Consider the following 21,494-nt stretch of genomic DNA (forward strand, 5'->3'; position numbering starts at 1 on the left):
TCAGGTTATCAGCGCAGCTAACTGCGCGCGTAACCTTCAGCCTTTGTGATGCTCGTCACGATTGCCGCCGCCTGAATGCTGCTCGGCGTGCTGCGGTTGCGGCTGGGGATGCGGCTGTTCCGCACGCTGCGGTTGCGGTTGAGGACGCGGCTGCTGCGCCTGTTGCGGACGCGGCTCAGGACGCGGCTGCTGAACCTGTTGCGGACGTGGTTCAGGACGCGGCTGCTGCACCTGCTGCGGACGCGGTTCAGGGCGCGGCTGCTGCACTTGTTGCGGACGCGGTTCAGGACGCGGCTGCTGTACTTGCTGCGGCTGCGGACGATTTTCCTGACGCGGTTGCTGCTGCGCCTCCTGCGCAGGTTGCGGCCGGGCTTCCTGCTGCTGTGCACGCATTTCAGGCGCGCGCTGCGGCTGCGCTTCCGGCTGGCGCTGAGCCGCCTGTTGCTGCTGCTCCGCACGAGCCTGTTCCTGCGGGGCGCCGTGCTGCTGCGCCTGCTGGGCCATCGGCGTGTGCGGTTGCGTCCATGCAGGCTCGTGCCGTCCCTCCGCGCCCGGTTGTTGACCCGCTTGCACCGGCGCGCCGTGTTGCTGCGCGAAAGCGTTCGGGTTCGCGCCGTTCGCTTGCGGCGGACGGGGCACGCCATTGGACGGATGAGCTGCCTCGGCGGGTTGCTGATGCACGTTGGCCATTTGCGGCGGCATGCCCGGCCGCGCTTGTGGTTCGCCGCCACGTTGCGGTTGACCGTTGACCGGCGCTTCGCCCGGCCGCTGACCGGCCTGCTGCATGCCATTAGGCGCACCCGGCGCACCCGCCACACCCGGTGCACCCGGTGCACCCGGCGCCGCCCCCGGCGTCCGTCCGGCCATATGCGACTGCACGACTCGCACGTTCTGCACCGGCATGGCTCCCGGAGCGCCCGCCATGTGAGCCGGCACCGAGGTTCTCACGATCGGCGCGCCCGCGCCCGGCACTCGTCCGCCGCTCTGTGCAAAACGTTGCGCGAGACTGTCGTGGTACGCCGCCGGCACGGCCGGACTGCGCGTAGCGACGACCGGACGCGCCATCGCACCTGCCGGCGGACGGTAGTTCGCGTTACGCAGGCCCGGTCCGAAGCTTTCCTTCACCGGCGCGATCCCCGGACCGCCCGGATTGATCTGCGCGTTGCGCCACTGCTGCGGATCGACCTTCTGCGCGAAGCGGCCAACCGACTGACCGTGCACGAAGGCTGTCGCCGGCACCGCGGTTACGCCGCCCGGCGCGCGATAGTTGATGTACGTGTTGTGAATGTTGGTCACATTCACATTCGTCACGTTGTGGTTGTAGTTATTGACGACCGTCGTGTTGTTGACGCGGTTGTAGTAACCCGGGCTCCAATGATCATGATCGCCCCAGTGCGGGTGCCACGGTTCGCCCGGACCCAGCGGGAACCATGCGACGCCGGCCGCGACCGCGCCGCCAATCGCCAGACTCACGCCCCAGTTGATCCCGCCGCCACCGCCGCCGCCCACGAAGGCAACCAGCGCAGGTGCGTAGACGGGCGGCTCGCTGACCACGACCGGCCCCGGCACCCATGCCCACGAATCGTCGACGTAGGCCCAGCGGCCGTAGTGGTAGGGCGCGAAGCCCCACGGCGCGTCATCGACCCAGGTCCAGCCCCACGGTGCTTGCCATACCCAATGGCCGTCGTGATAAGGCGCCCAGCCGACCGGGGTCGCACGCGGCACCCACACTTCACCGTACTGCGGGCTGCTGCGCCACGTACCGTTGGCATCGAGGTCCTGGTAGCCTGGGATGTCGCGCGATACATAGCGCGCCGACACCGAACGGTCTTCCGCTGCGTCGCGGCTTGCTGCCCATTGATCGAAGCCGTCGAGACCCGGCGCGCCGTTGTCGGCGACCTGTTGCAGGTTGGTGCCGGCAAAGCGGATCTGCTGGCCAGCCGCGACCGGCACCTGGCCGCCGTCGCCGTACACGGTCGCGCTGCCGCTGCGCACGGTGACGGTGGTGCTGCTGCCGTCCGGTGCGACGTCGACGCGATAGTCGCCGGGGCCGTTCAGGCCGAGCGCCACATTCGGCGTGTCGATTTCATAGGAGGAGCCCGGCGCCAGTTCGCGCACGCGCGCCGACAATGTGCCCTGCGCGACCTTCAGCTGCGCGCTGTTGTCGTCGAGATTGAGGATGTCGAGGCTGGTGGACTGGTCGAGGCGCACCGCCGTCGAACCGATGTGCAGTTCGGAGCGCGCATTCTGATCGTTCCACAACTGATCGCCGGTGGTGAGCGGCCGATTGACCTGTGCGTATGACCAGTCGGTCGCGCCGGCCGGCTCGGTGGTCACGGCGCCGGCCGTGTAGTTCAGTCGTGCAACGCGCCCAGGCGGATCGGTGTTCTGTTGTGAAGCGGCCCCTGGCGGCGCCTGTTCGGCTTCCTGCGCGAGGGTGGCTTGCGCCGCGAACAGGAGTGCCGCGGCGGCGATCAACGTGTAGCCGGTGATCCGGCGTTTCGATTGTTGGGGTGTGGTCACTGTTCTCATGGTTTATCTCCGACGGACGTGCATTGTGCGGCATCCGTGAGAGTCACTCTACCCTTGCGCATTGTTTCAAGGCCCGCACTTTTGTAAGGCCTCCCTACGACCGTGTAACAAAAGGTCTCGATAAGGCGTTTCGTAAGCTGAATGCGCAAATTTTGTAATCGCGTCAATCAGTTAAGCGTGTTTCAAACGGCCAGGAACGCGTCGAAATGGCGGTGGCCTGCCGGGGTGATGCGCAAGATCCGCGGCCGCTCAGTGCGTTCGACCCAGCCATGCGCCGACCACGAATCAAGCAGCGCAGCGCCGAGCGCGCCACCCAGGTGCGGACGCCGTTCGCTCCAGTCGGGACAGGTGCAGGCGAAGCGGCGCCGGCGGCTCTTCTGGGTAGACATGTCGATGCCCCATTCGGCGAAGCGGGCGGCGCCGTCGGTAGTGGCTTCGAGCGACGTGCCGTGCAGCGTCAGCAGGCCGCGCTCGACCAGCCGCTCGAACACCCGCACCGACAATTCGCCCGCCATATGGTCGTAGCAGGTGCGGGCGTAGCGCATGTCGACCGGCACGGTGCGCACCGGCCGCGGCACGGCCCGTTGCGGCGCGCTGACCTGCGCGACGTTGGCGAGCGCTTCAATGGACGCAGCGATATCCGGCGAGGCGATCCGGAAATAGCGATGCCGGCCGCGCACTTCGAGCGCGAGCAGGCCGCCGTCGGTCAGACGCGCCAGATGAGCGCTGGCCGCCGACGGCGAGAGCCCGGCGATCATTGTCAGTTCACCGGCCGGGCGGGCGCTGCCGTCCATCAGCGACCACAGCATCGCAGCGCGGCCGGGATCGGCGAGCAGCGCACCGATGCGGCTTAAGCCGGGGAAGTGATTCTGCTCGTCGGTGAGGGTGGTGGGCATTAGGCGTCTCCGGTTGGCGGCGCGGGCAGGGCGCCATGCAGTCCACTGTATCTGGCTGCCGTATTCGATGTTTCAGCTTAGCGTGAATCGTCGAATGCAGTGGCTACGAAAATCCGGCGACCAGGACACGCTCGCGCATGCTTCGGCGAGCCGGTGCCTCCGCATTTCGGTGCGGCGATGCCGCTTTGGCGGTGCGTTGGGCCGCCAGGCTAGAATCGAAGCCTGTCTTTGCCGGAACACGCTGTCATGAAATTTCTTCTTGCCGCCGCGGCCGCGGTTCTGTTGTTCAGCGCGTGCGCGCAGAGCGGTTCCGGCTCGAGTTCGGGCGCGGGCACGGGCAGCATCACGATGTACGGCACGATCGACGAGGGCATTTCGGTCCGCAAGTAAGCACGAGGCTAGTGCGGCCAAATTTTCAGGTGGGCGAGTGCGGCAACTGGCTGGAATTGATGCATCATTGTCATTTCTGCCATCTCAGGCCATGTGACGATCGAGGCATCGCCACTTTCGCCGTCCGAGGCCTACCGATGCCGCCACCCGCTGCTTCTTCCACCGCTTCGTCTTTTGCAGCCACTCAAACGGGCTCAGGCCACTCCGATCCTCACAACCGGCGCGCCGCGCGCGTGCTGGCGGTCTGCCAGGCGCTTTACACCTCATCGGTCTCGATCGATCTGACCTTGACCGGTCTGGTCGGCTACACGCTTGCCGACGACAAGGCGCTCGCGACGCTGCCGTTTTCACTGATTACCGTCGCCGCCGCGCTGACCACCATCTTCGCGTCGTTCCTGATGGCGCGCATCGGACGGCGCGCGGGCTTCATGCTCGGCGCGGGCGTCGGCGCGCTGGGCGGCGCCGTCTCTGTGTGGGCGATCTTTCATCACAGCTTCTGGGCGTTCTGCGCCGGCACGGCGACCGTCGGCGTGTTCCAGGCGTTCGCGCAGTACTACCGGCTGGCGGCTGCGGACGCGGTCGGAATCGAAGGCAAAAGCCGCGCGATTTCGACGGTGCTCACCGGCGGCGTGGTGGCCGCCGTTTGCGGACCGCTGCTCGCCGCATGGAGCAAGGATTGGCTCGCGCCGGTCGCGTTCGCCGGCTCCTATGCGCTTGTCACCGGCTTCGGGCTCGTGTCGATTGCCATGCTGGCGCTGCTGTATCGCGACGCCGCACCGTCCGCGAATGCGGCCGTGACGCATGAACCGGCGCGGCCGCTCAGCGAAATCGTGCGGCAGCCGATCTTTGCCGCGGCGCTCGCCAATAACGCGCTCGGCTACGCCGTGATGATGTTCGTGATGACCGCAACGCCGATTGCTGCAGTTGCCTGCGGCCACACGATCGGCGACGGCGCGGCGATCATTCAATGGCACCTTGTCGGCATGTTCGCGCCGTCGCTGTTTTCCGCGGGGCTGATCCGGCGCTTCGGCGTGTTGCCGGTAATCGGTGCGGGGATCGTACTGTCGGCACTGTGCGGTGTGTTGGCGCTGCGCTCGACCGATCTGCCGCACTTCTACGCGGCGCTCGCCTGTCTGGGTGTGGGGTGGAACTTCATGTTCGTCGGCGGCTCGACGCTGCTCGCACAGTCGTACCGGCCGTCCGAGCGGGCCAAGACGCAGGCAACCAGCGAATTCACGACGTTTGCGTTTTCCGCGCTGGGCTCGCTGTTCGCCGGGCAATTGCTGGCGCGCTTCGGCTGGGCGACGATCAATGCTGCGATCTTTCCGCTGCTGGGGATGGCGGCGTTGGCCACGCTGGCGTACGCGTGGTCGCGCAAGCGGCAACTTGCGGTGGGGGTGTCCTGATGACTGCGCGTCATATCGTTTTCGCGGTCGCGCCTGAACTCGTGCTGCTCGATGCATGCGGCCCGCTCGAGGCGTTCTGGCGCGCGGAGTTGACGATGGCGGCTGCGGCGGGCAAACCAGACAAGCCCGGCAACGCCGCCGAGCCTGTCGCCTATCGCACGACGGTCGCGTCGATCGACGGCGGCGTGCTGCAAACCTTTCCTGGCCTGCCGGTCGTCACGCAACGGCTCGATTCGCTCGACAATCAGCCGATCGACACGCTAATCATCCCCGGCGTCCCGATTGACGAACACTGCACGTTGCAACCGGAACTCGTCGCGTGGATCAGGCGGCGTGCGCCGGAGGCGCGGCGCGTCTGCTCAGTCTGCACGGGCGCCTTCTATCTCGCCGCGGCGGGCCTGCTCGACGGCCGGAGGGCGACCACCCATTGGCGGGACGCGCCGCATCTCGCACAGCGCTTTCCCAACGTACAGGTCGACGCTGATCCGATCTTTATACGCGACGTGGGCCATGGCGAGGGAAAACGCGCCGTCTGGACCTCGGCGGGCGTAACGGCGGGCATCGATCTGGCGCTGGCGCTGATCGAAGAAGATGTCGGCCATGCGGTTGCGATGCAGGCGGCGCGGCGGCTGGTGGTGTTCATGAAGCGACCCGGCGGCCAGTCGCAATTCAGCGCGGCGTTGGCAGCACAGGCTTCGGCAGGCGGACCGTTTGAAGCGTTGCATAGCTGGATGGCGGGCCATTTGCGAGACGACCTCTCGGTCGAGCGACTCGCCGAGCGTGCACAGATGAGTCCGCGGACTTTCGCGCGCCGCTACGTTGACGAGGTGGGCCGCACGCCGGCCAAAACGGTGTCGGCACTACGGCTGGAAGCCGCCGCGCGGGCGCTGGCGGAGTCGCGCCGGCCGCTGAAGCGGATTGCGCTCGATTGTGGCTTCGGCAGCGAGCAGAATTTGAGGCGAGCCTTCGTGCGGCGCTTCGGCGTGTTGCCGCTGGAGTATCGGGAGCGATTCGAGTCGGCGGTCGTGCCGCAGCGCGCGGCGGTTTCTGCGCTCGTGGCGGCGAGTTAAGTAGGCCGTCAATCGAAAGCTCGACGAAAGTATTGCGCTCGCCCAGGCCGAAATTCGGCCGCTTAATCCCATCCGACCCGCGACGGAGTCAATATTGCGCTCGTATAATCGCCTCCTTTAAATGCGTCCGATTGACCGGAGTCAAGATGAGCACCCCTGCCTTAGCGCCCCTGGACCGTTCCGAAACCACCTTCCGCTTTCTCGCCGAGCCCAGCTCGGTCAACTTCGGCGGCAAGGTGCATGGCGGCGCGTTGATGAAGTGGATCGACGAGACCGCGTACGCGTGCTCGGCGGTGTGGTCGGGGCGCTACTGCGTGACGGTCAGCGTCGGCAATATCCGCTTTCGCCGGCCGATCCTCGTCGGCAACCTGGTTGAGCTGCGCGCGCGGGTCGTGGCGACGGGGCGTACCAGCATGCACATCCACGTGTCGGTGCAGGCAGGCGACCCGAAGGGCGGCGAGCTGCTGCAAACCACGGACTGCCTCGTGGTGATGGTCGCCGTCAACGAGAACGGCCACCCGGTGCCGGTGCCGGCGTTCGTACCGGAAACGGATGAACAGAAGCGCCTTGCCAAGTACGCGATGGACGTGAAAGACGCGCTCGACGCGATCGTCGAACTGAAGCCGGAAGAAGTGGCGCAAGGGAAGGTTTAAACGGCGCCTCGGGCGGCATCCGCACGCCTTGCTGAAGACGTGCCGCTGCTTGCCAGCGGCACGCAAAAACAGGCCACGCGAACATCGCGTTCGCATGGCCTGTTTTGCAATCACGTCAGTCAATCGGCCGGACCGGCGAGAGGCGCCGGCAGATCCGGTTGGCGATCACTTCGCCGAATGCCCGACCATATCCTTCGGCTGCACCCACTCGTCGAACTGCTGCTCGGTCACATAGCCGAGCTTGAGCGCTGAGGCCTTCAGCGTCGTACCTTCCTTGTGCGCCTTCTTCGCAATCTGCGCGGCCTTGTCGTATCCGATATGCGGATTGAGCGCCGTCACCAGCATCAGCGATTCGTTGAGCAACGTATCGATGCGCTCGCGATTCGGCTCGATGCCCACTGCACAGTTGTCGTTGAAACTGTGCGCGCCGTCGGCGAGCAAACGGACCGATTGCAGCACGTTGTGCGCGATCATCGGCCGGAACACATTCAACTCGAAGTTGCCGCTCGCGCCGCCGATATTCACCGCGACGTCGTTGCCGAACACTTGCGCGCACAGCATCGTCAAGGCTTCGGATTGAGTCGGATTGACCTTGCCCGGCATGATCGAGCTGCCCGGTTCGTTCTCCGGAATCGACAGTTCGCCGAGGCCGCAACGCGGGCCGCTTGCGAGCCAGCGGATGTCGTTGGCGATCTTGTTCAGGCTTGCCGCCACCGTCTTCAACGCGCCATGGGCGAACACCAGCGCGTCGGCCGCGGCCATCACTTCGAATTTGTTCGGCGCGGAGACGAACGGCAAGCCGGTCAGTTTGCCGATCGCCGCCGCCACCTTGTCGGCGAACTGCGGATGCGCGTTCAAGCCGGTGCCGACCGCCGTGCCGCCTTGCGCGAGTTCGTACAGGTGCGGCAGCGCCGATTCCACGTGACGGATGCCATGATCGAGTTGCGCGACGTAGCCCGAAAACTCCTGACCGAGCGTCAGCGGCGTGGCGTCCTGCAGGTGCGTACGGCCGATCTTGACGACGTCCGCGAAGGCTTTGGCCTTGCCGTCGAGCGTCTCGCGCAGCGTCTTCAGCGCGGGCAGCAGATGCTTGACGATCGCATAGGCGGCGGCCACGTGCATCGCGGTCGGAAACACGTCGTTCGACGACTGGCCGCGATTGACATCGTCGTTCGGATGCACCTTGCGCGCTTCGCCGCGCTCGCCGCCGAGCAGCTCGCTCGCGCGATTCGCGATGACCTCGTTGAGGTTCATGTTGGTCTGCGTACCGGAGCCGGTTTGCCAGACGGCGAGCGGAAATTCTTCAGGGTGCTTGCCGTCGATGATCTCGTCGGCCGCCTGCATGATCGCCTTGGCCTTGTTCTCGTCGAGCACGCCCAGACCCTGGTTGACCTCGGCGGCGGCGCGCTTGATGACGGCCAGCGCAGTGATCAGCTCGGGGGATTGTTTTTCGGACGAAATGCGGAAATTCTGCAGCGAGCGCTGGGTCTGCGCGCCCCATAGACGAGCGTTCGGTACGGCGATTTCACCAAACGTGTCGCGCTCCATTCGTACGTCTTCGGTCATGGTTCAACTCCGCTTCTCAAAGTTCTGCGTTGACAGGCAATAAGGAGAATAGACCTGTTAGCGCGTTCCGGTAAAAGCCCGCTTGGGGGTCGAAGATATAGGTGCGGCGCGTGCCGTCCTCGACGTCGGTCCAGACGAGCGGCGAGAGAGGCGCGCCGATCGAGCGCAGGTAGGCGAGTTGCGCCGCGTCGGCGAGTGTGACGTGGTAGCTGGCCTCGGGCGCGATGGCGTGTTCGAAGATCTTTGCGACTTGTTCGGCGAGCGCCGGGCTGTGGATGACCAGCGTCTGCTCGGTGTTCAGGTTGGCCGAGCGCGGATCGAGATTCATCGAGCCGATCACCAGAATCTTGTGGTCGATGACATAGGTCTTTGCATGCAGGCTGGCACGCGAACTGGATCCGGCGAAACCAGTACGCCGCGCCTCCTGCTGCGGTTTGAATTCATACAATTCCACGCCCTGTTGCAGCAGCGGCACCCGGAAGGGGCTATAGCCGGCTTGCACCGCTACCGCGTCGGTCGCGGCGAGCGAGTTGGTCAGCACGGCGATGCGCACGCCGCGATGCGTCAGTTCGCCGGCCGCCTTGACGCCGCTCTCGTGCGGCACGAAGTAGGGCGAAATGATCAGAAAATCTTTCTGCGCATCGTGCATCAGTTCGGTCAGCCGCTGCATGGGCGGGCTGACGTAGTCCGGCGAAGGATGTTCGATTTTCTCCGGCAGGTCCGCCTTGAATTCGGCCGGCGCCCACGTCAAGCCAAGTTGATCCTGGGCAATCTGCGTGGCGAGCGGCGTAGCGTTCAGCGGTTTCGCGTTGTACGGGTCGGCATTGGTGCGCCAGTGCTGGCGTAAATCGTCGCGCGTCTGGTCGAGTTCCTTCGCGTCGAACTTCTGCTTGTTCAGCACCCGCAGTGGATAGGCGATGCTGCTGTTCCAGTAGTCGTCGAAACTGGCGGAGACGTCGGCGACTACCGGGCCGGCGGCCAGCACGTCGAGGTCGCGGAACTGCAGCGTTTCGCTGGCGCTGAAATATTCGTCGCCGAGATTGCGACCGCCGACGATGGCCAACTGGTTGTCGGTGATCATCGACTTGTTGTGCATGCGGCGCGTGAAATGGCCGATCTGTGTGAACACGTTCGTCGTGCGTTCGAATACGCCTTCCTGCGCGCTGCCGAACGGATTGAAAACGCGGATCTCGATGTTGTCGTGCGAGTTCAGCCCCGCCATCGTACGGTTGATGTCCTTGAAGTTCAGATCGTCGACCAGCATGCGCACTCTTACGCCGTGGTCGGCCGCGTAGAGCGCGGCGCCGAGCAACAGCTTGCCGGTGGTGTCCTCGTTGGCGATGTAGTACTGCATGTCGAGGGTTTTCGTCGCCGCGCGCGCGAGCGCAATGCGCATCTGCAAGGCGTCGGTGCCGCTAGAGAGCACCCGGAAACCGGTCTGATTCGGATGCGCGGCTTCGAGCGGCGCGAGGGCCGTGTGAAGCGGCGTTGTTTCAGTAGCGGGCAGTGCGTGGGTGACCGGACGGTCGAATGCCGTGGCGGGCGGCTTGGTCGCGCAAGCGGTCAGAAATGCTGTTGCGCAGCACAGCAGGAAGAAATGTCTCGTCGTCTCCCAAGAGGTCTTCCTGCCGGGTGTGCTGAACGCGCACTTGCGGTGCGATGCGGTCTGATCTTGATCTTGATTTTGATGCCGCGACACGCTGGCTCTCCCTGGTTTGCACGCTTCTCATCGCGGCAGCGCGGGTAGCGCGCTTACGCTGTCGACAAATGCATTCTAAGGGGAATCAGGCGTGCGGGCTTTCGATCTTCCGTGTCGCTACGATGCGCGTCGCAGGTTCGTGATTATCCGCGTTCGACGTTCAAGGCGCGCTCGCCATCCGGATGCGTCGATCCTTTCGCGGGACGTCCTGCCCAATACCCCGCGAGCAGCGAACCGGACAGGTTATGCCACACCGAAAACAACGCGCCCGGCAATGCCGCGATCGGCGTGAAATACAACTTGCCGAGTGTTGCCGCTAGCCCTGAGTTCTGCATGCCTACTTCGATAGCGAGCGTGCGGCAGACGGCTTCGTCGAAGCCGAGCAGACGGCCGCCCCAGTAGCCGCCGAGCAAACCGATACCGTTGTGCAGCACCACGCCCAGCATGACCACGAGGCCCACCGACGCGATGCTCTTCTGCGTGCCGCCCACCACCGCGCCGATGATCAGCACAATCGCGACCATCGAGATCAGCGGCAGAATCGGTTCGATTTTGCGCACTGCCTTGTTGAACAACTGGTTGACGACGAGGCCGACCACGATCGGCAGGGCGACGATCTGCAGGATGCTCATCAGCATGCCGTGCACGTCGACGGCAATCGATGCATCCACATAAAGACGCGTGAGCAGCGGCGTCGCGAACACGCCGACCAGTGTCGACAACGCGCTGATCGTCACCGATAGCGCCACATCGCCGCGCGCCAGATAGATCATCACATTCGACGCCGTGCCGCTCGCCACGCTGCCCACCAGCACCATGCCGGCGGTCAGATCCGGCGGCATGCGCAGCGCCTTGGCGATGACCCAAGCGGCGAGCGGCATCACGAGGTAATGCAGCACGATGCCGGCAACAACCGGCGCGGGTCGCGTGAAGACGCGCTGGAAATCGGCCACCGATAGCGTGACGCCCATGGCAAGCATGATGATCGTCAGGAGGGTGGTGACGTGCGGCGCAATGCCGGTGAACGAGGCGGGCGAGAAGTACGCGGTAATCGAAACGAGCACGGCCCAGAGCGGAAATAAACGGGTGACGCGGGCAAGCATGACGGGTGGTCCTTGATTATGTTTTGTAGCGAGATTCGGTGGTCGGTCGAGTGGCATGCCGCGAGGCGCGGTGCATGCTTGGGGCGCCGCTCGCGAGGAGCGGCAGATGCCGGCGGCGGGTGTCGGGCCGCCAGGCGGCGCGGGCCTTCGTGAGGCGCGCGCGGCGTCGCGCGGGTGCGCGCGGTTTTGCCGAAGGGCGCATTTTACCGTTCGCGGCGCGCTTGCCGGGAAACGATGGTTGCGGGCGCAACCATTCGCGGAATGGTGGGTTAAGGCTGATCTCAGGCCGATCTCAGGCCGGCCTCAGGCCGACCTCAGATGACTTCAGGCCGAAGGGGCAGGCGGTGTGCCGGCGATAACCGGCACGCGCCGCAAGCTCAGTTTGTGAAAGCGCAGCGTCATCAGAAGGGCGACGCTCGCGAGGCCGGCCGCGAGTCCCCACCACAAGCCGCGCGCTCCCAGCCCGAAGTGAAATGCCATCACGTAACCGGTCGGAAAGCCGACGACCCAGTACCCGAACGTCGCGGCGATCATTGGCACGCGCGTGTCCTTCAGGCCGCGGAGGCACCCTGAGCCGACCGTCTGCATGCCGTCGACGATCTGGAAGATCGCGGCCACGCCGAGCAGCGAACTCGCCAACGCCACCGTGGCGGCGTTGGCCGGGTCGTCGAGATGCAGATACAGGCCGACGATCCAGTGCGGCGCGGCGATCAGCACGATGCCCGACAGCGTCATGAAGCCGACGCCGAGCGCGAGCGCGACAAAACCCGCATGGCGCGCGGCGAGCGGCTGCCCTGCGCCGGACCAGTAGCCGACCCGTACATTTGCTGCCTGACCGATCGCGAGCGGCACCATGAAGGCCACCGAGGCGACGTTCAACGCGATCTGATGCGCGGCCAGTTGCGATTCGCCGAGCAGACCGACCATCAGGCCGGTGGCGAGGAACAGCGTCGATTCGACGCCATAGGTGATCGCGACCGGCCAGCCGATGCCGAACAACTCGCCCATCAATGGCACGTTCGGCCGCGTCGCGACGACGAAATGCTTATAGCGCGGCCGCAGATGCAACAAGGCCATCAGCACAAGCGCGCTCAGCCAGACGGTGATCGAGGTAGCCGCCGCCGAACCGAGGAAACCGAGGCGAGGCAGTCCATAGACGCCGTGAATCAGCCCGTAGTTGAGAAAGCCGTTGACGAACACGCTGACGAGCGACACCCACAGGAGCCGCTTGGCTGCGCCGATAGCCGGCAGGAACGAGCGCATCAGGCCGACGCCGATCAGACTGCCGAGCGAGCCCCAGCGCAGCACCGCCGCGTATTCGCCGACGTTGTGCGCAAGCAGCGCGGGTTCGCCGAACGCGAGCAGGATCGGCGTGGCGAACGACAGCAGGAAGAACGCGGGTACCGACAGCAGCACCGACAGCACAAGGCCAGTCCAGTAGATATGCGGCACGCGGCCTTCGTCCTGCGCGCCGCGCGCATGCGACACGCTCACGCTGACGGAGGTGAGCACGCCCTGCAGCAGCGTGACCACAACGAAGAACAGGTTGGCGCCGAGGCCGCCGGCGGCGAGCGCGTCGGGGCCGAGCGAGCCGAGCAGGATCGTGTCGGTGACACCCATTGCCATTTGCGACAGTTGCGCGATGGCGAGCGGAGCCGCGAGCCTGGCGGTATCGGCTGCGTGGCGGGTCAGGGTCGGCGGCCGGGCGGCCACCCGGGTGAAGCCGGATTGAGTCATGGAGCGCTTGGAAGCGGAAGGGGCGACAGCGTGGCGGAGGGCGCAGCCCGGCCGATTCGCGGGGCGTGCGTGCTGCCGGTGAGGCGGCGAGATGCGGTGGCTCACCGGAGCGTAGGGCGGCTGTCAGCCGATTGTTTGTCTGTCGAAACTGACAGCTTATTGCTTAGGCGCGGGGATGTCGATGGAAGAGGCACGATTTTGGTGCGCGCGGTCCCCCGAGTTTTCGGACTTGGCGCGTCAAGGCTCGTGCACCGCGATGCGCGTATCGCCCAGCAGCACGACCTGGCCCGCGCGGATTTTGCAGGTCTTACGCGTTTCGACCCGGCCGTCGACTGTCACCGCGCCGTCCGCGACCATCATTTTTGCCTGCCCGCCGCTGTCCGCAAGCCCCGTTATCTTCAGGAGATTGTGCAGTTCGACGTAGTCGCCGGTCAGTGTGAAATCGAGGTTGGGCATGGCGTTTGCACCTTGAAGCAAAGGGTTCGCATCATAAGCCACAAGCTTGCCCTGAATGAATAGTCCGCGTGCTGCCGGAGCGTTTTCGGGCGATTGCAAGCAGATGTTATGTAGTTGTCAGAAAATGAAACGTTCCGTAACACCGGTCGTATATTACGAACTTCACTCGTAAAGTGCGGGTCTGTAGGAAAGCTTGCTGGATTTTTCCAGTAACGAATAGACCGGGCGAGGTGCGCATGGCATGAAGCACACATCAATGTGCCGCACCGGATACGACGCCCGCGTCACAACAACCTTAGAGAGGATTTAGCCATGACTCAGATTCGTACGCTCCTGATCGGTACCGCCCTGACTGCTTTTGCTGCTACCGCGGCGTTTGCGCAGACCGCACAACCGGCCGCCGGTATGAACGGCCAGGCACAGGTCCAGACCCAAGGCGCCGATGTCGCGCCCGCAGCGCCGGCCGCGCAAGGTGTGCAGCCGGTGACGCCGGCGCCCACGCGTCTGACGGCATCGGGCTCGACCGATCCGCTGGTCCAGAAGCGCGACGCCAACGCGCAGGCTAACGCCGAATACAAGGCGTCGAAGAAGGCGTCCAAGGCAGAGTTGGCGCAGCAGCAAAAGGCTGCCAAGTCGCAGTACAAGCAACAGGTGCGCGACGCCAAGATCAACCAGAAGGCTGACAAGCAGACAGCCAACAACGAAATGAAGATGAACATGCAAGGCCAGGCGTCCGACCAGGACAACGGCGCCGACGTGAAGCACTAAGCCTGAGTTGTTCTGAGGCACGAGGGCGCTGCGGCAAGTCTAGCGGCTGCCTCAGCCGGCCTTGCTGCGGGGCGTCGTCAACGTCTCGCTGTGTCTTGCCAATGAAATGGCCCGGAGCGCGTCTGCGTCCGGGCCATTTCTTTTGGACGCGCGGTACGGGAAAAAGGGTCGCTTGTCTCCGATACTTGTATGGATATACAGTATGCGTCGTCGCGTCAATTCCATCTCAGGCCTGAATCCACTGTGCTCTCCGTCGCTGAATCTTCGCCACCGTCTGCTTCCGGCACCGATACCACCGCCTGGCTGGCAAAGCTCAACGACGCGCAACGCGAAGCCGTCGAATACGGCGCAGACAGCCCTAACGCGCCGCCGGGCGCGCTGCTGGTAATCGCTGGGGCTGGCTCCGGCAAGACCAATACGCTGGCGCACCGGGTCGCCAACCTCGTGGTCAAGGGCGCCGATCCGCGCCGTATCCTGCTGCTGACCTTCTCACGCCGCGCCGCGCTCGAAATGACCCGCCGTGTCACGCGCATCGCCGGAGCGGCGCTCGGTACGCGGGCTGCGCTGGCGCAAGGGCTGACCTGGTCCGGGACCTTCCATAGCGTCGGCGCGCGGCTTTTGCGCGAATACGCCGATCTGATCGGCCTCGCACCCGCCTTCACGATCAACGACCGCGAGGATTCGGCCGACCTGATGAATCTCGTGCGGCACGAGCTCGGTTTGTCGGCGAAAGAGCGGCGCTTTCCGGCCAAGGGCACCTGCTTTGCGATCTACTCACGCGTGGTGAATACCGGCGCATCCCTCGCCGACGTGCTCAACAGCGCCTTTCCCTGGTGCCGCGAGTGGGAAGCCGATTTGCGCATGCTGTTTGCCGCGTACGTCGAAGCCAAGCAGAAGCAGAGTGTGCTCGACTACGATGACCTGCTGCTCTACTGGTCGCATATGGCCGCGGAGCCGGCGATCGCGACCGACCTGTCGGCGCGCTTCGATCACGTGCTGGTCGACGAGTATCAGGACACCAACCGGCTGCAGGCGTCGATCCTGCTCGCGCTGAAACCCGACGGCCGCGGCCTGACCGTGGTCGGTGACGACGCCCAGTCGATCTATTCGTTTCGCGGCGCGACCGTGCGCAACATTCTCGATTTTCCGGCGCACTTCAATCCGCCCGCGAGGCAGATCACGCTCGAGCGCAATTACCGCTCAACCGGGCCGATTCTGGCGGCGTCGAATGCGGTGATCGAGCTCGCCAGCGAGCGCTATACGAAGAATCTGTGGACCGACAAAGCGTCGGCGCAGCGCCCGCGTCTGGTGACGGTCGCCGACGAAGCGGATCAGGCGCGCTATATCGTCGAACAGGTGCTCGAAGCGCGTGAGCAAGGCATGAAGCTCAAGTCACAGGCGGTGCTGTTTCGCGCCGCGCATCACAGCGCCGCGCTCGAGATCGAACTGACCCGGCGCAACATTCCGTTCGTGAAATTCGGCGGCCTGAAGTTTCTCGATTCGGTGCACGTCAAGGATGTGCTCGCCGTGCTGCGCTGGGCGGAGAATCCGCGCGACCGTGTCGCGGGTTTTCGCGTCGTGCAATTGCTGCCGGGCGTTGGTCCGGCCACCGCTGCGAAGGTGCTGGATGAGGTCGTGGCCCGCGCTGGCGCCGGCAATCCGGCCGATTTCACCCATAGCGCCGGTGGCGCGCTGGCCGCCTTTGCGCCGCCCGCTCGCGCGCAGGAGGACTGGCATCCGTTCGTCAAGCTGATGTCGAGCGTGTACGGGCGGCAGACGCCGTGGCCGGCCGAGTTTGAAATGGTGCGGCGCTGGTACGAGCCGCATCTCGAGCGCAACCATGAGGACGCGGCGATCCGTCACGCGGATGTGCTGCAGATGGAAAGTATCGCGGGTACCTATGCGTCGCGCGAACGCTTCCTGACCGAGTTGACGCTTGATCCGCCCGACGCTACCAGCGACGAATCGGGTGTGCCCCTGATCGATGAGGACTACCTGATCCTGTCCACGATTCATTCGGCGAAAGGTCAGGAGTGGCGCAACGTGTTCGTGCTGAATGGCGTGGACGGTTGCATTCCGTCCGATCTCGGCACCGGCAGCGACGATGAAATCGACGAGGAACGCCGCCTGTTATACGTGGCGATGACGCGTGCGAAGGAAGACCTGCATATCGTCGTGCCGCAGCGCTTTTACGTGCACAACCAGACCCATATGGGCGACCGTCATGTGTGGGCGTCGCGCACGCGCTTCATCCCGGCGCATCTGATGCCTTTGTTCGACGCCTACGCCTGGCCGCGCGTGCCGGTGCCGAGCGCGCCGACAGCGGCGGGACTGGCCGCGGCGGCGCAGGCGAAGATCGAGATCGGCGCGAAGCTCAGAAAGATGTGGGACTGAACCGGCTTTTACCGCGACTGCCGTTGCTGCTGCTGTTGCGGCACCGGGCGCGGCGGCACAAAGAAATTGCGCAGCCAGGCGGCGAGGCGCGAGAACACGTCATACGGTTCTTCGACGAAAATCTCCGGCTTCAGCAGGCGCAGATACTCCATGATCTGCTGCGCTTCCTGCTTCTGGAACGAGCCGTGCGAAATGCCGAGACGCAGCAGTCCGCGCAGTTCGCCGAGCTTTTCGCGCGCCGTGCTGCCCACGCTCGTTTCGCACGCCACTTTCGCCTCGTAGACACGCTGGCGCAGCGATTCCACCAGACGCCAGGCCGGCGTCTGCATGACTTCCTCGAGCGCCTGGATGTCCTGCGCGGCGCTCTTGATCTGAGCCGCGAGCGGATCGATCAACGCGGCGTCGCCCTCAGCTTCCTTGACGATGGCCGCCGCCCAGTCGCGGCACTGCTTGGTGAGCTCTTCCGGAGTCCATTCCGAGCGGGCCGCAAAGCCGAAACCGAATTCCCCCGCCTGTCTCATCAGAATCGCGACGACGTCCGGGAATTCCTTGTCCAGCGTGCGTTTCGCCCATGCGTACTGGCCGCCTTGCAACATCCGCTGAACCGCGTGTTCGGTTAGCGGCACCATGTTGTCGAGCAGCTTGGCGCGCAAAAAATCCTCAAACGACGGCGTCGCGAACTGCGGATCGAGCTTCAGCGAAACCCGCAGAAATGCGTCGAAGTCCTTGCGCAGCGTCGCAATGGTCTCGTCTTTGAGCGTGAGGGTGATTTGACCCATGTGTTATCCCGTTTGGTCCTGCCGCGCTGCATTGTCATGTCGGCGGTTCGCGCACTAACCCCGTGAGACGCGACGCCCGTGCTGGCGCGGTTGATTCCTGCCTGTTGCCGCGTAACCAGCGGGACGTATCCCGATGAGCGGACCTCGACTTCTTATCGGCGGATTCAGGAAAAACTTAAGGGTGTGGGGGATGTTGGCGGCGGCTTTAGACGGATGCGTCGCTTGTGAGGGCGGCGAGCGGCGCGCGCCGCCCCGTGGCGAGCCCGCTGCGCCTGGCGCCCAGGGCGAGCTGGGCGCCGTTTGCGCGAGACGCAGGCCTCGAATTGCGCCTATTTAAGCACAACGCCTTGCCAGACAAAAAAGACCGTCAGGCCGACCGCGATGGTCAGGAGCGGTCGCCGTGTCAGCGCGCTGACTACGATGGCGGCCAGCGCCCCGACCAGTTGCGGATTGCGCCAGGTCAGTTCGGCGCTGGCGCCGTGCGGCGAGACCGCCATCGGGACAATGATTGCCGTCAGTACGGTAACGGGCACAAAGCCGAGCGCGGTGCGCACGAGCGGCGGAAACACCAGCCGGTCGCCGAGCACGAAGACGGCGGCACGGATCACCCAGGTAATGGCGGCCATGCCGAGGATCAGAACGACATAGTTCATCGCGACGCCTCCATGGTTTCCTTCGAGGTTTTCCGCGGGGCGTCCCGGCGGGGGTCTTGTGAGGTTTCGCGCGAAGTTGCTCGTGAGGAGGGTTCGGGATTTCCCCGCGCGCCTCGCCCAAAGCGCGGCGCCGACAGCAGGACACCGATTGCCACGCCCGCGAACACGGCGCCGAGCAGGCCGAGCTTGTACGGCCACGCCTGCCAGAAGAAAGCCAGTGTGCCCGCGGTCACGGCCGCCGCGATATAGCGCACAGCGATGAGCTGCGGCACGACGATCGCAATGAACGTGGCGACCATCGCGAAATCGAGCCCGAGCGACTGCAGACCCGGAAAGGCCGCGCCGAACAGCAGGCCGGCGACGGTCCAGAGCTGCCAGTTCAGGTACATGGCCAGACCCGCGCCAAAGAAGTAGTGCGGGCCGACCGTGCCGGGCTCCCGATGCCGGTAATGTTCCCACGCGACCGCGAAGACTTCGTCGGTGAGCAGCGCGCCGAGCGCCCAGCGCCAGCGCGAGGGCAGATGCGCGACGTGCGGCGCGAGCGTCGCGCTATACAGCACGTGACGCAGGTTGACGACGAGCGTGGTCGCCCAGATCACCGCGAAACTCGCGTGGCCGGCGATCAGGCCCAGCGCGATGAATTGCGCGGAGCCGGCGAATACGACGAGCGACATCAACTGCCCGTGCCATAGATGCAGCGGGCCGGACGCGACCAGGGTGCCGAAAATCACGCCGAAGGGCGCCGCGCCGACCATCATCGGGATGATGTCGCGCGCGCCGGCGGTGAACTCTTTTAAGTGGCCTGCGCTTGCGGGCTGGGCTGGGTTGGAATGGGTCAATCTTGCCTCCTTGATGCACAAAGGATAGCGGGCAAGGCTGAGCGGGGGCTTGTACGTTCTTGCGGTGGGTGGGGGGAAGCTTGCGTCAGCTACCTTGCCAGCGCCCCGGCGGCACACCGAACATGCGCCGGAAATGGCGCGTGAAATGGCTTTGATCCGTGAAACCGCTCGCCGCGGCGACATCCGTCACGGAAACGCCCGCTCGCAAGGGCGCGAGCGCGCGCTGCAAGCGCACCTGGTTGCGCCACGCGTGCGGCGGCAATCCGGTGGTCTGCGCGAAAAGGCGTGCGGCGTGGAAGGGCGAGAGTCCCGCTGCCCGTGCGACCTCAGCCAGCGTGACGGCTTCGGCGAGATCGCCGGTCAGGCGCTCCTGCATTGTCGCGACGCGGGCGTCGTCGGCGGCGAGGCGCCACGCTTGCGGCTGCGTTTGCGCGTAGCGGACCAGCAACGTGGACAGCGCGTCGAGCATCGCGGCTTCGGCGGCGAGTGGATCGTCGCCCGCCTCCAGCAGACAGTGCGCACGTGCCAGACGCTGCGCCAGATCGGGATCGCGGATGACGCCCGGCGCGAACCACGGTAGCGCTTGCGGCTTGTCGGCAACGTCGTTGGCAAGCTCGTGAATGAAATCCACCGGCGCATACATCACGCGATAGCGCCAGCCTGCCTCGACGGCCTTGGAGCCCGTGTGCAGTTCGCCGGGATTGATGATCGGCACGCTGCCCGCTTCGGCGACATAGTCCGAGCCGAGATACCGATAGCATTCGGCGCCGGCGACGATCACCGGAATCGTGTACGCGTCGTGCCAATGCGGCGAGAACTCGTGATCGTGGTATTCCGCCGTGAGCAGATCCGCGCCGGGCAAAAGCGGCGTGCGCCAGTAGCGGGCGGAATCCTGGAAACGATGGGCGGTCATGGTGAAAGTCTGGCGATCCTGCGGTCCGGCATGACCGGTCAGTGTAGCGCGCCGCGGCGGTTGCGGTCACGCGTGCGCACACATGCGTGTAGGTTCTTGCGCAGTGAGCGTGGCCGCGGGGCGGCGACTACTTGACCGGAATCGTCGTGCCGGCCGGCACGGGCACGGCGCTCACGCTGTTCTTCGCGCTGCCGCTGACTACGCGATCGCTGTAGGTCATGTACACCAGCGTGTTGCGCTTTGCGTCGACCACCCGCACCACATGCAGCGATTTGAAGATCAGCGACATGCTGACCGAGAACACATCGGATTGCTGCTTCACGGGGCCGGTGAAATGAATCGCGCCTACTTGCCGGCAAGCGATCGACGCTTCGGTCGGATCTTCGGCGATGCCGAGCGTGCCCTTGACGCCGCCTGTGCGCGCCCGCGAGACGTAGCAGGTCACGCCCTGAACGACGGGATCGTCATAGGCTTCGACGACCACGCGGTCGGAACCGGTAATGCGGAAATTGGTATTGACGCTGGCGACTTCTTCGCTGTGAGCCGCGGGCAGCAGCAGGGCGGTAGTGACGGCAAGCGCGATGCGCAACACGGTGGGTTTCATGGGAGGGCCGAAAATGAGTGCTTGGGCTGGGCGCGAGAAGTGCGCGTCGATAAAGCACCATCGTATAACGGCGTGGCCGCCAGAGGGTCAGTGCAAATGCGCCAGATCATGGGCTATCTTCCGGCTGGAACGGATCGTCGCTCCCAGATTCAAGTCACCAGATCCAGCATTGAAATAGCGCAGATCAAAAGGCCAGACCAAAACAAAAAGGCCCGCACGAATGCGGGCCTTTCAAAATTTTGGCTCCTCGACCTGGGCTCGAACCAGGGACCTACGGATTAACAGTCCGGCGCTCTACCGACTGAGCTATCGAGGAACAGCAGTACAACTTGATCTACATAAAAAAGCCCGTATTGGTTAACGGGCTTTTGCAATTCTTGGCTCCTCGACCTGGGCTCGAACCAGGGACCTACGGATTAACAGTCCGGCGCTCTACCGACTGAGCTATCGAGGAACAGAACAACAAACAGCAGAGAAGCGAAATTGTAGGAGGTGACTAAGCGCCTGTCAATACCCTGCATTCATCTCGATTTGGTCCGAATGCAACGGTGGGGGCGCTCGCCGCGCCGCTCAGCGCACGAGCAGGGCCAGCTTTTCCTTCACGTCCTTGAATTCGTCGGCTTCCGGCAGCGGCGCTTTGGTCTTGGTGATGCTCGGCCAGTTCTTCGCGAGATCGGCATTCAGCTCGGTGAAGTGCTGCTGGTCGCCCGGCACGTCTTCTTCGGCATAAATGGCGTTCACCGGGCATTCGGCCACGCACACGGCGCAGTCGATGCATTCATCGGGGTCGATCGCGAGGAAGTTGGGACCTTCGCGAAAGCAGTCCACCGGGCACACATCGACGCAGTCGGTATAGCGGCACTTGATGCAGCTTTCGGTCACAACGTGAGTCATTCAGGCAGCTCCTGCATGCGGAATCAGGGGAGGCGAAACGCCAAAAGCGCTATTGTAACGTAACGTCAAGAGCCGCATGCAGCATCGGGCAACGGCTTTTATACGTTTTTGTGATTAGTTTATGGCGTCCGGCTAACGCCGC

The 21,494-nt window shown here is 64.7% G+C and carries 18 protein-coding genes, 2 tRNA genes and 1 pseudogene; 6 read left to right on the top strand and 15 right to left on the bottom strand.

Annotation, left to right across the window (positions count from 1 at the left end; all coding sequences use genetic code 11):
- Positions 1 to 36 precede the first annotated feature (36 nt).
- Together R8871_RS14325 and R8871_RS14330 are read right to left on the bottom strand one after the other, a co-directional pair.
- Entirely contained in the window at positions 37 to 2,532 is a 2,496-nt protein-coding gene (locus tag R8871_RS14325; RefSeq protein ID WP_175051041.1) for a DUF6600 domain-containing protein, read from the bottom strand.
- Between the two features lie 182 nt (positions 2,533 to 2,714).
- A complete protein-coding gene (locus R8871_RS14330; RefSeq protein WP_175051042.1) occupies positions 2,715 to 3,428 on the bottom strand; it encodes an ArsR/SmtB family transcription factor in 714 nt (237 codons plus the stop codon).
- 246 nt (positions 3,429 to 3,674) lie between these two features.
- Here R8871_RS14330 and R8871_RS14335 point away from each other — a divergent pair, with 246 nt between their 5' ends.
- The 4 genes from R8871_RS14335 (at position 3,675) to R8871_RS14350 (ending at position 6,947) form a co-directional block, all read left to right on the top strand.
- Positions 3,675 to 3,818 (top strand): hypothetical protein, encoded by a 144-nt coding sequence (locus R8871_RS14335; protein WP_175051043.1) that lies wholly within the window; start codon positions 3,675 to 3,677, stop codon positions 3,816 to 3,818.
- A 137-nt stretch (positions 3,819 to 3,955) separates the two neighbouring features.
- Positions 3,956 to 5,224 (top strand): MFS transporter, encoded by a 1,269-nt coding sequence (locus R8871_RS14340; RefSeq protein ID WP_175051044.1) that lies wholly within the window; start codon positions 3,956 to 3,958, stop codon positions 5,222 to 5,224.
- A complete protein-coding gene (locus R8871_RS14345; protein ID WP_175051045.1) occupies positions 5,224 to 6,294 on the top strand; it encodes a GlxA family transcriptional regulator in 1,071 nt (356 codons plus the stop codon). The genes R8871_RS14340 and R8871_RS14345 overlap by 1 nt, the downstream gene beginning before the upstream one ends.
- Before the next feature lie 146 nt (positions 6,295 to 6,440).
- Positions 6,441 to 6,947 carry an acyl-CoA thioesterase gene (locus tag R8871_RS14350; protein WP_097390047.1) on the top strand — a complete coding sequence of 169 codons (507 nt, stop codon included), beginning with the start codon at positions 6,441 to 6,443 and terminating at the stop codon, positions 6,945 to 6,947.
- A 165-nt stretch (positions 6,948 to 7,112) separates the two neighbouring features.
- Here R8871_RS14350 and fumC read toward each other — a convergent pair whose 3' ends face one another.
- The 5 genes from fumC to R8871_RS14375 form a co-directional block, all read right to left on the bottom strand.
- Positions 7,113 to 8,513: a class II fumarate hydratase gene (gene fumC, locus R8871_RS14355; RefSeq protein WP_175051046.1), complete on the bottom strand. Its 1,401-nt coding sequence runs from the start codon at positions 8,511 to 8,513 to the stop codon at positions 7,113 to 7,115.
- A gap of 16 nt (positions 8,514 to 8,529) precedes the next feature.
- On the bottom strand, positions 8,530 to 10,212 hold the full coding sequence (locus tag R8871_RS14360; protein ID WP_175051047.1) for a phospholipase D family protein: 1,683 nt from the start codon (positions 10,210 to 10,212) through the stop codon (positions 8,530 to 8,532).
- 143 nt (positions 10,213 to 10,355) lie between these two features.
- On the bottom strand, positions 10,356 to 11,315 hold the full coding sequence (panS, locus tag R8871_RS14365; RefSeq protein WP_175051048.1) for a ketopantoate/pantoate/pantothenate transporter PanS: 960 nt from the start codon (positions 11,313 to 11,315) through the stop codon (positions 10,356 to 10,358).
- Positions 11,316 to 11,639: 324 nt separating this feature from the next.
- Entirely contained in the window at positions 11,640 to 13,052 is a 1,413-nt protein-coding gene (locus R8871_RS14370; protein ID WP_175051049.1) for an MATE family efflux transporter, read from the bottom strand.
- A gap of 237 nt (positions 13,053 to 13,289) precedes the next feature.
- Positions 13,290 to 13,508, bottom strand: a complete 219-nt coding sequence (locus tag R8871_RS14375; protein ID WP_175051050.1) for an RNA-binding S4 domain-containing protein — start codon at positions 13,506 to 13,508, stop codon at positions 13,290 to 13,292.
- A 312-nt stretch (positions 13,509 to 13,820) separates the two neighbouring features.
- Here R8871_RS14375 and R8871_RS14380 point away from each other — a divergent pair, with 312 nt between their 5' ends.
- Together R8871_RS14380 and R8871_RS14385 are read left to right on the top strand one after the other, a co-directional pair.
- On the top strand, positions 13,821 to 14,276 hold the full coding sequence (locus R8871_RS14380) for a hypothetical protein (protein ID WP_175051051.1): 456 nt from the start codon (positions 13,821 to 13,823) through the stop codon (positions 14,274 to 14,276).
- Positions 14,277 to 14,465: 189 nt separating this feature from the next.
- A complete protein-coding gene (locus R8871_RS14385) occupies positions 14,466 to 16,670 on the top strand; it encodes an ATP-dependent helicase (protein WP_175051052.1) in 2,205 nt (734 codons plus the stop codon).
- An 8-nt stretch (positions 16,671 to 16,678) separates the two neighbouring features.
- On the opposite strand, the gene R8871_RS14390 is transcribed toward R8871_RS14385, so the two are convergent.
- The 8 genes and pseudogenes from R8871_RS14390 to fdxA form a co-directional block, all read right to left on the bottom strand.
- Positions 16,679 to 17,449, bottom strand: a complete 771-nt coding sequence (locus R8871_RS14390) for a DUF4088 family protein (RefSeq protein ID WP_175051053.1) — start codon at positions 17,447 to 17,449, stop codon at positions 16,679 to 16,681.
- A gap of 329 nt (positions 17,450 to 17,778) precedes the next feature.
- Entirely contained in the window at positions 17,779 to 18,102 is a 324-nt protein-coding gene (locus R8871_RS14395) for an AzlD domain-containing protein (protein ID WP_175051054.1), read from the bottom strand.
- A 92-nt stretch (positions 18,103 to 18,194) separates the two neighbouring features.
- A pseudogene (locus tag R8871_RS14400) lies at positions 18,195 to 18,941 on the bottom strand (AzlC family ABC transporter permease); the annotation flags it as partial.
- Between the two features lie 85 nt (positions 18,942 to 19,026).
- Positions 19,027 to 19,854 carry an AraC family transcriptional regulator gene (locus tag R8871_RS14405; protein WP_175051055.1) on the bottom strand — a complete coding sequence of 276 codons (828 nt, stop codon included), beginning with the start codon at positions 19,852 to 19,854 and terminating at the stop codon, positions 19,027 to 19,029.
- Between the two features lie 127 nt (positions 19,855 to 19,981).
- Positions 19,982 to 20,458 carry a CreA family protein gene (locus R8871_RS14410; RefSeq protein ID WP_175051056.1) on the bottom strand — a complete coding sequence of 159 codons (477 nt, stop codon included), beginning with the start codon at positions 20,456 to 20,458 and terminating at the stop codon, positions 19,982 to 19,984.
- Positions 20,459 to 20,698: 240 nt separating this feature from the next.
- Positions 20,699 to 20,774, bottom strand: a tRNA-Asn gene (locus R8871_RS14415).
- Positions 20,775 to 20,836: 62 nt separating this feature from the next.
- Positions 20,837 to 20,912 (bottom strand) — tRNA-Asn (locus R8871_RS14420).
- A gap of 116 nt (positions 20,913 to 21,028) precedes the next feature.
- Complete coding sequence (fdxA, locus tag R8871_RS14425; RefSeq protein ID WP_054036179.1) at positions 21,029 to 21,352, bottom strand: ferredoxin FdxA; 324 nt, start codon at positions 21,350 to 21,352, stop codon at positions 21,029 to 21,031.
- Positions 21,353 to 21,494: the final 142 nt, after the last annotated feature.

The organism is Paraburkholderia sediminicola (genome assembly GCF_902859805.1).
Taxonomy (GTDB): domain Bacteria; phylum Pseudomonadota; class Gammaproteobacteria; order Burkholderiales; family Burkholderiaceae; genus Paraburkholderia; species Paraburkholderia sediminicola.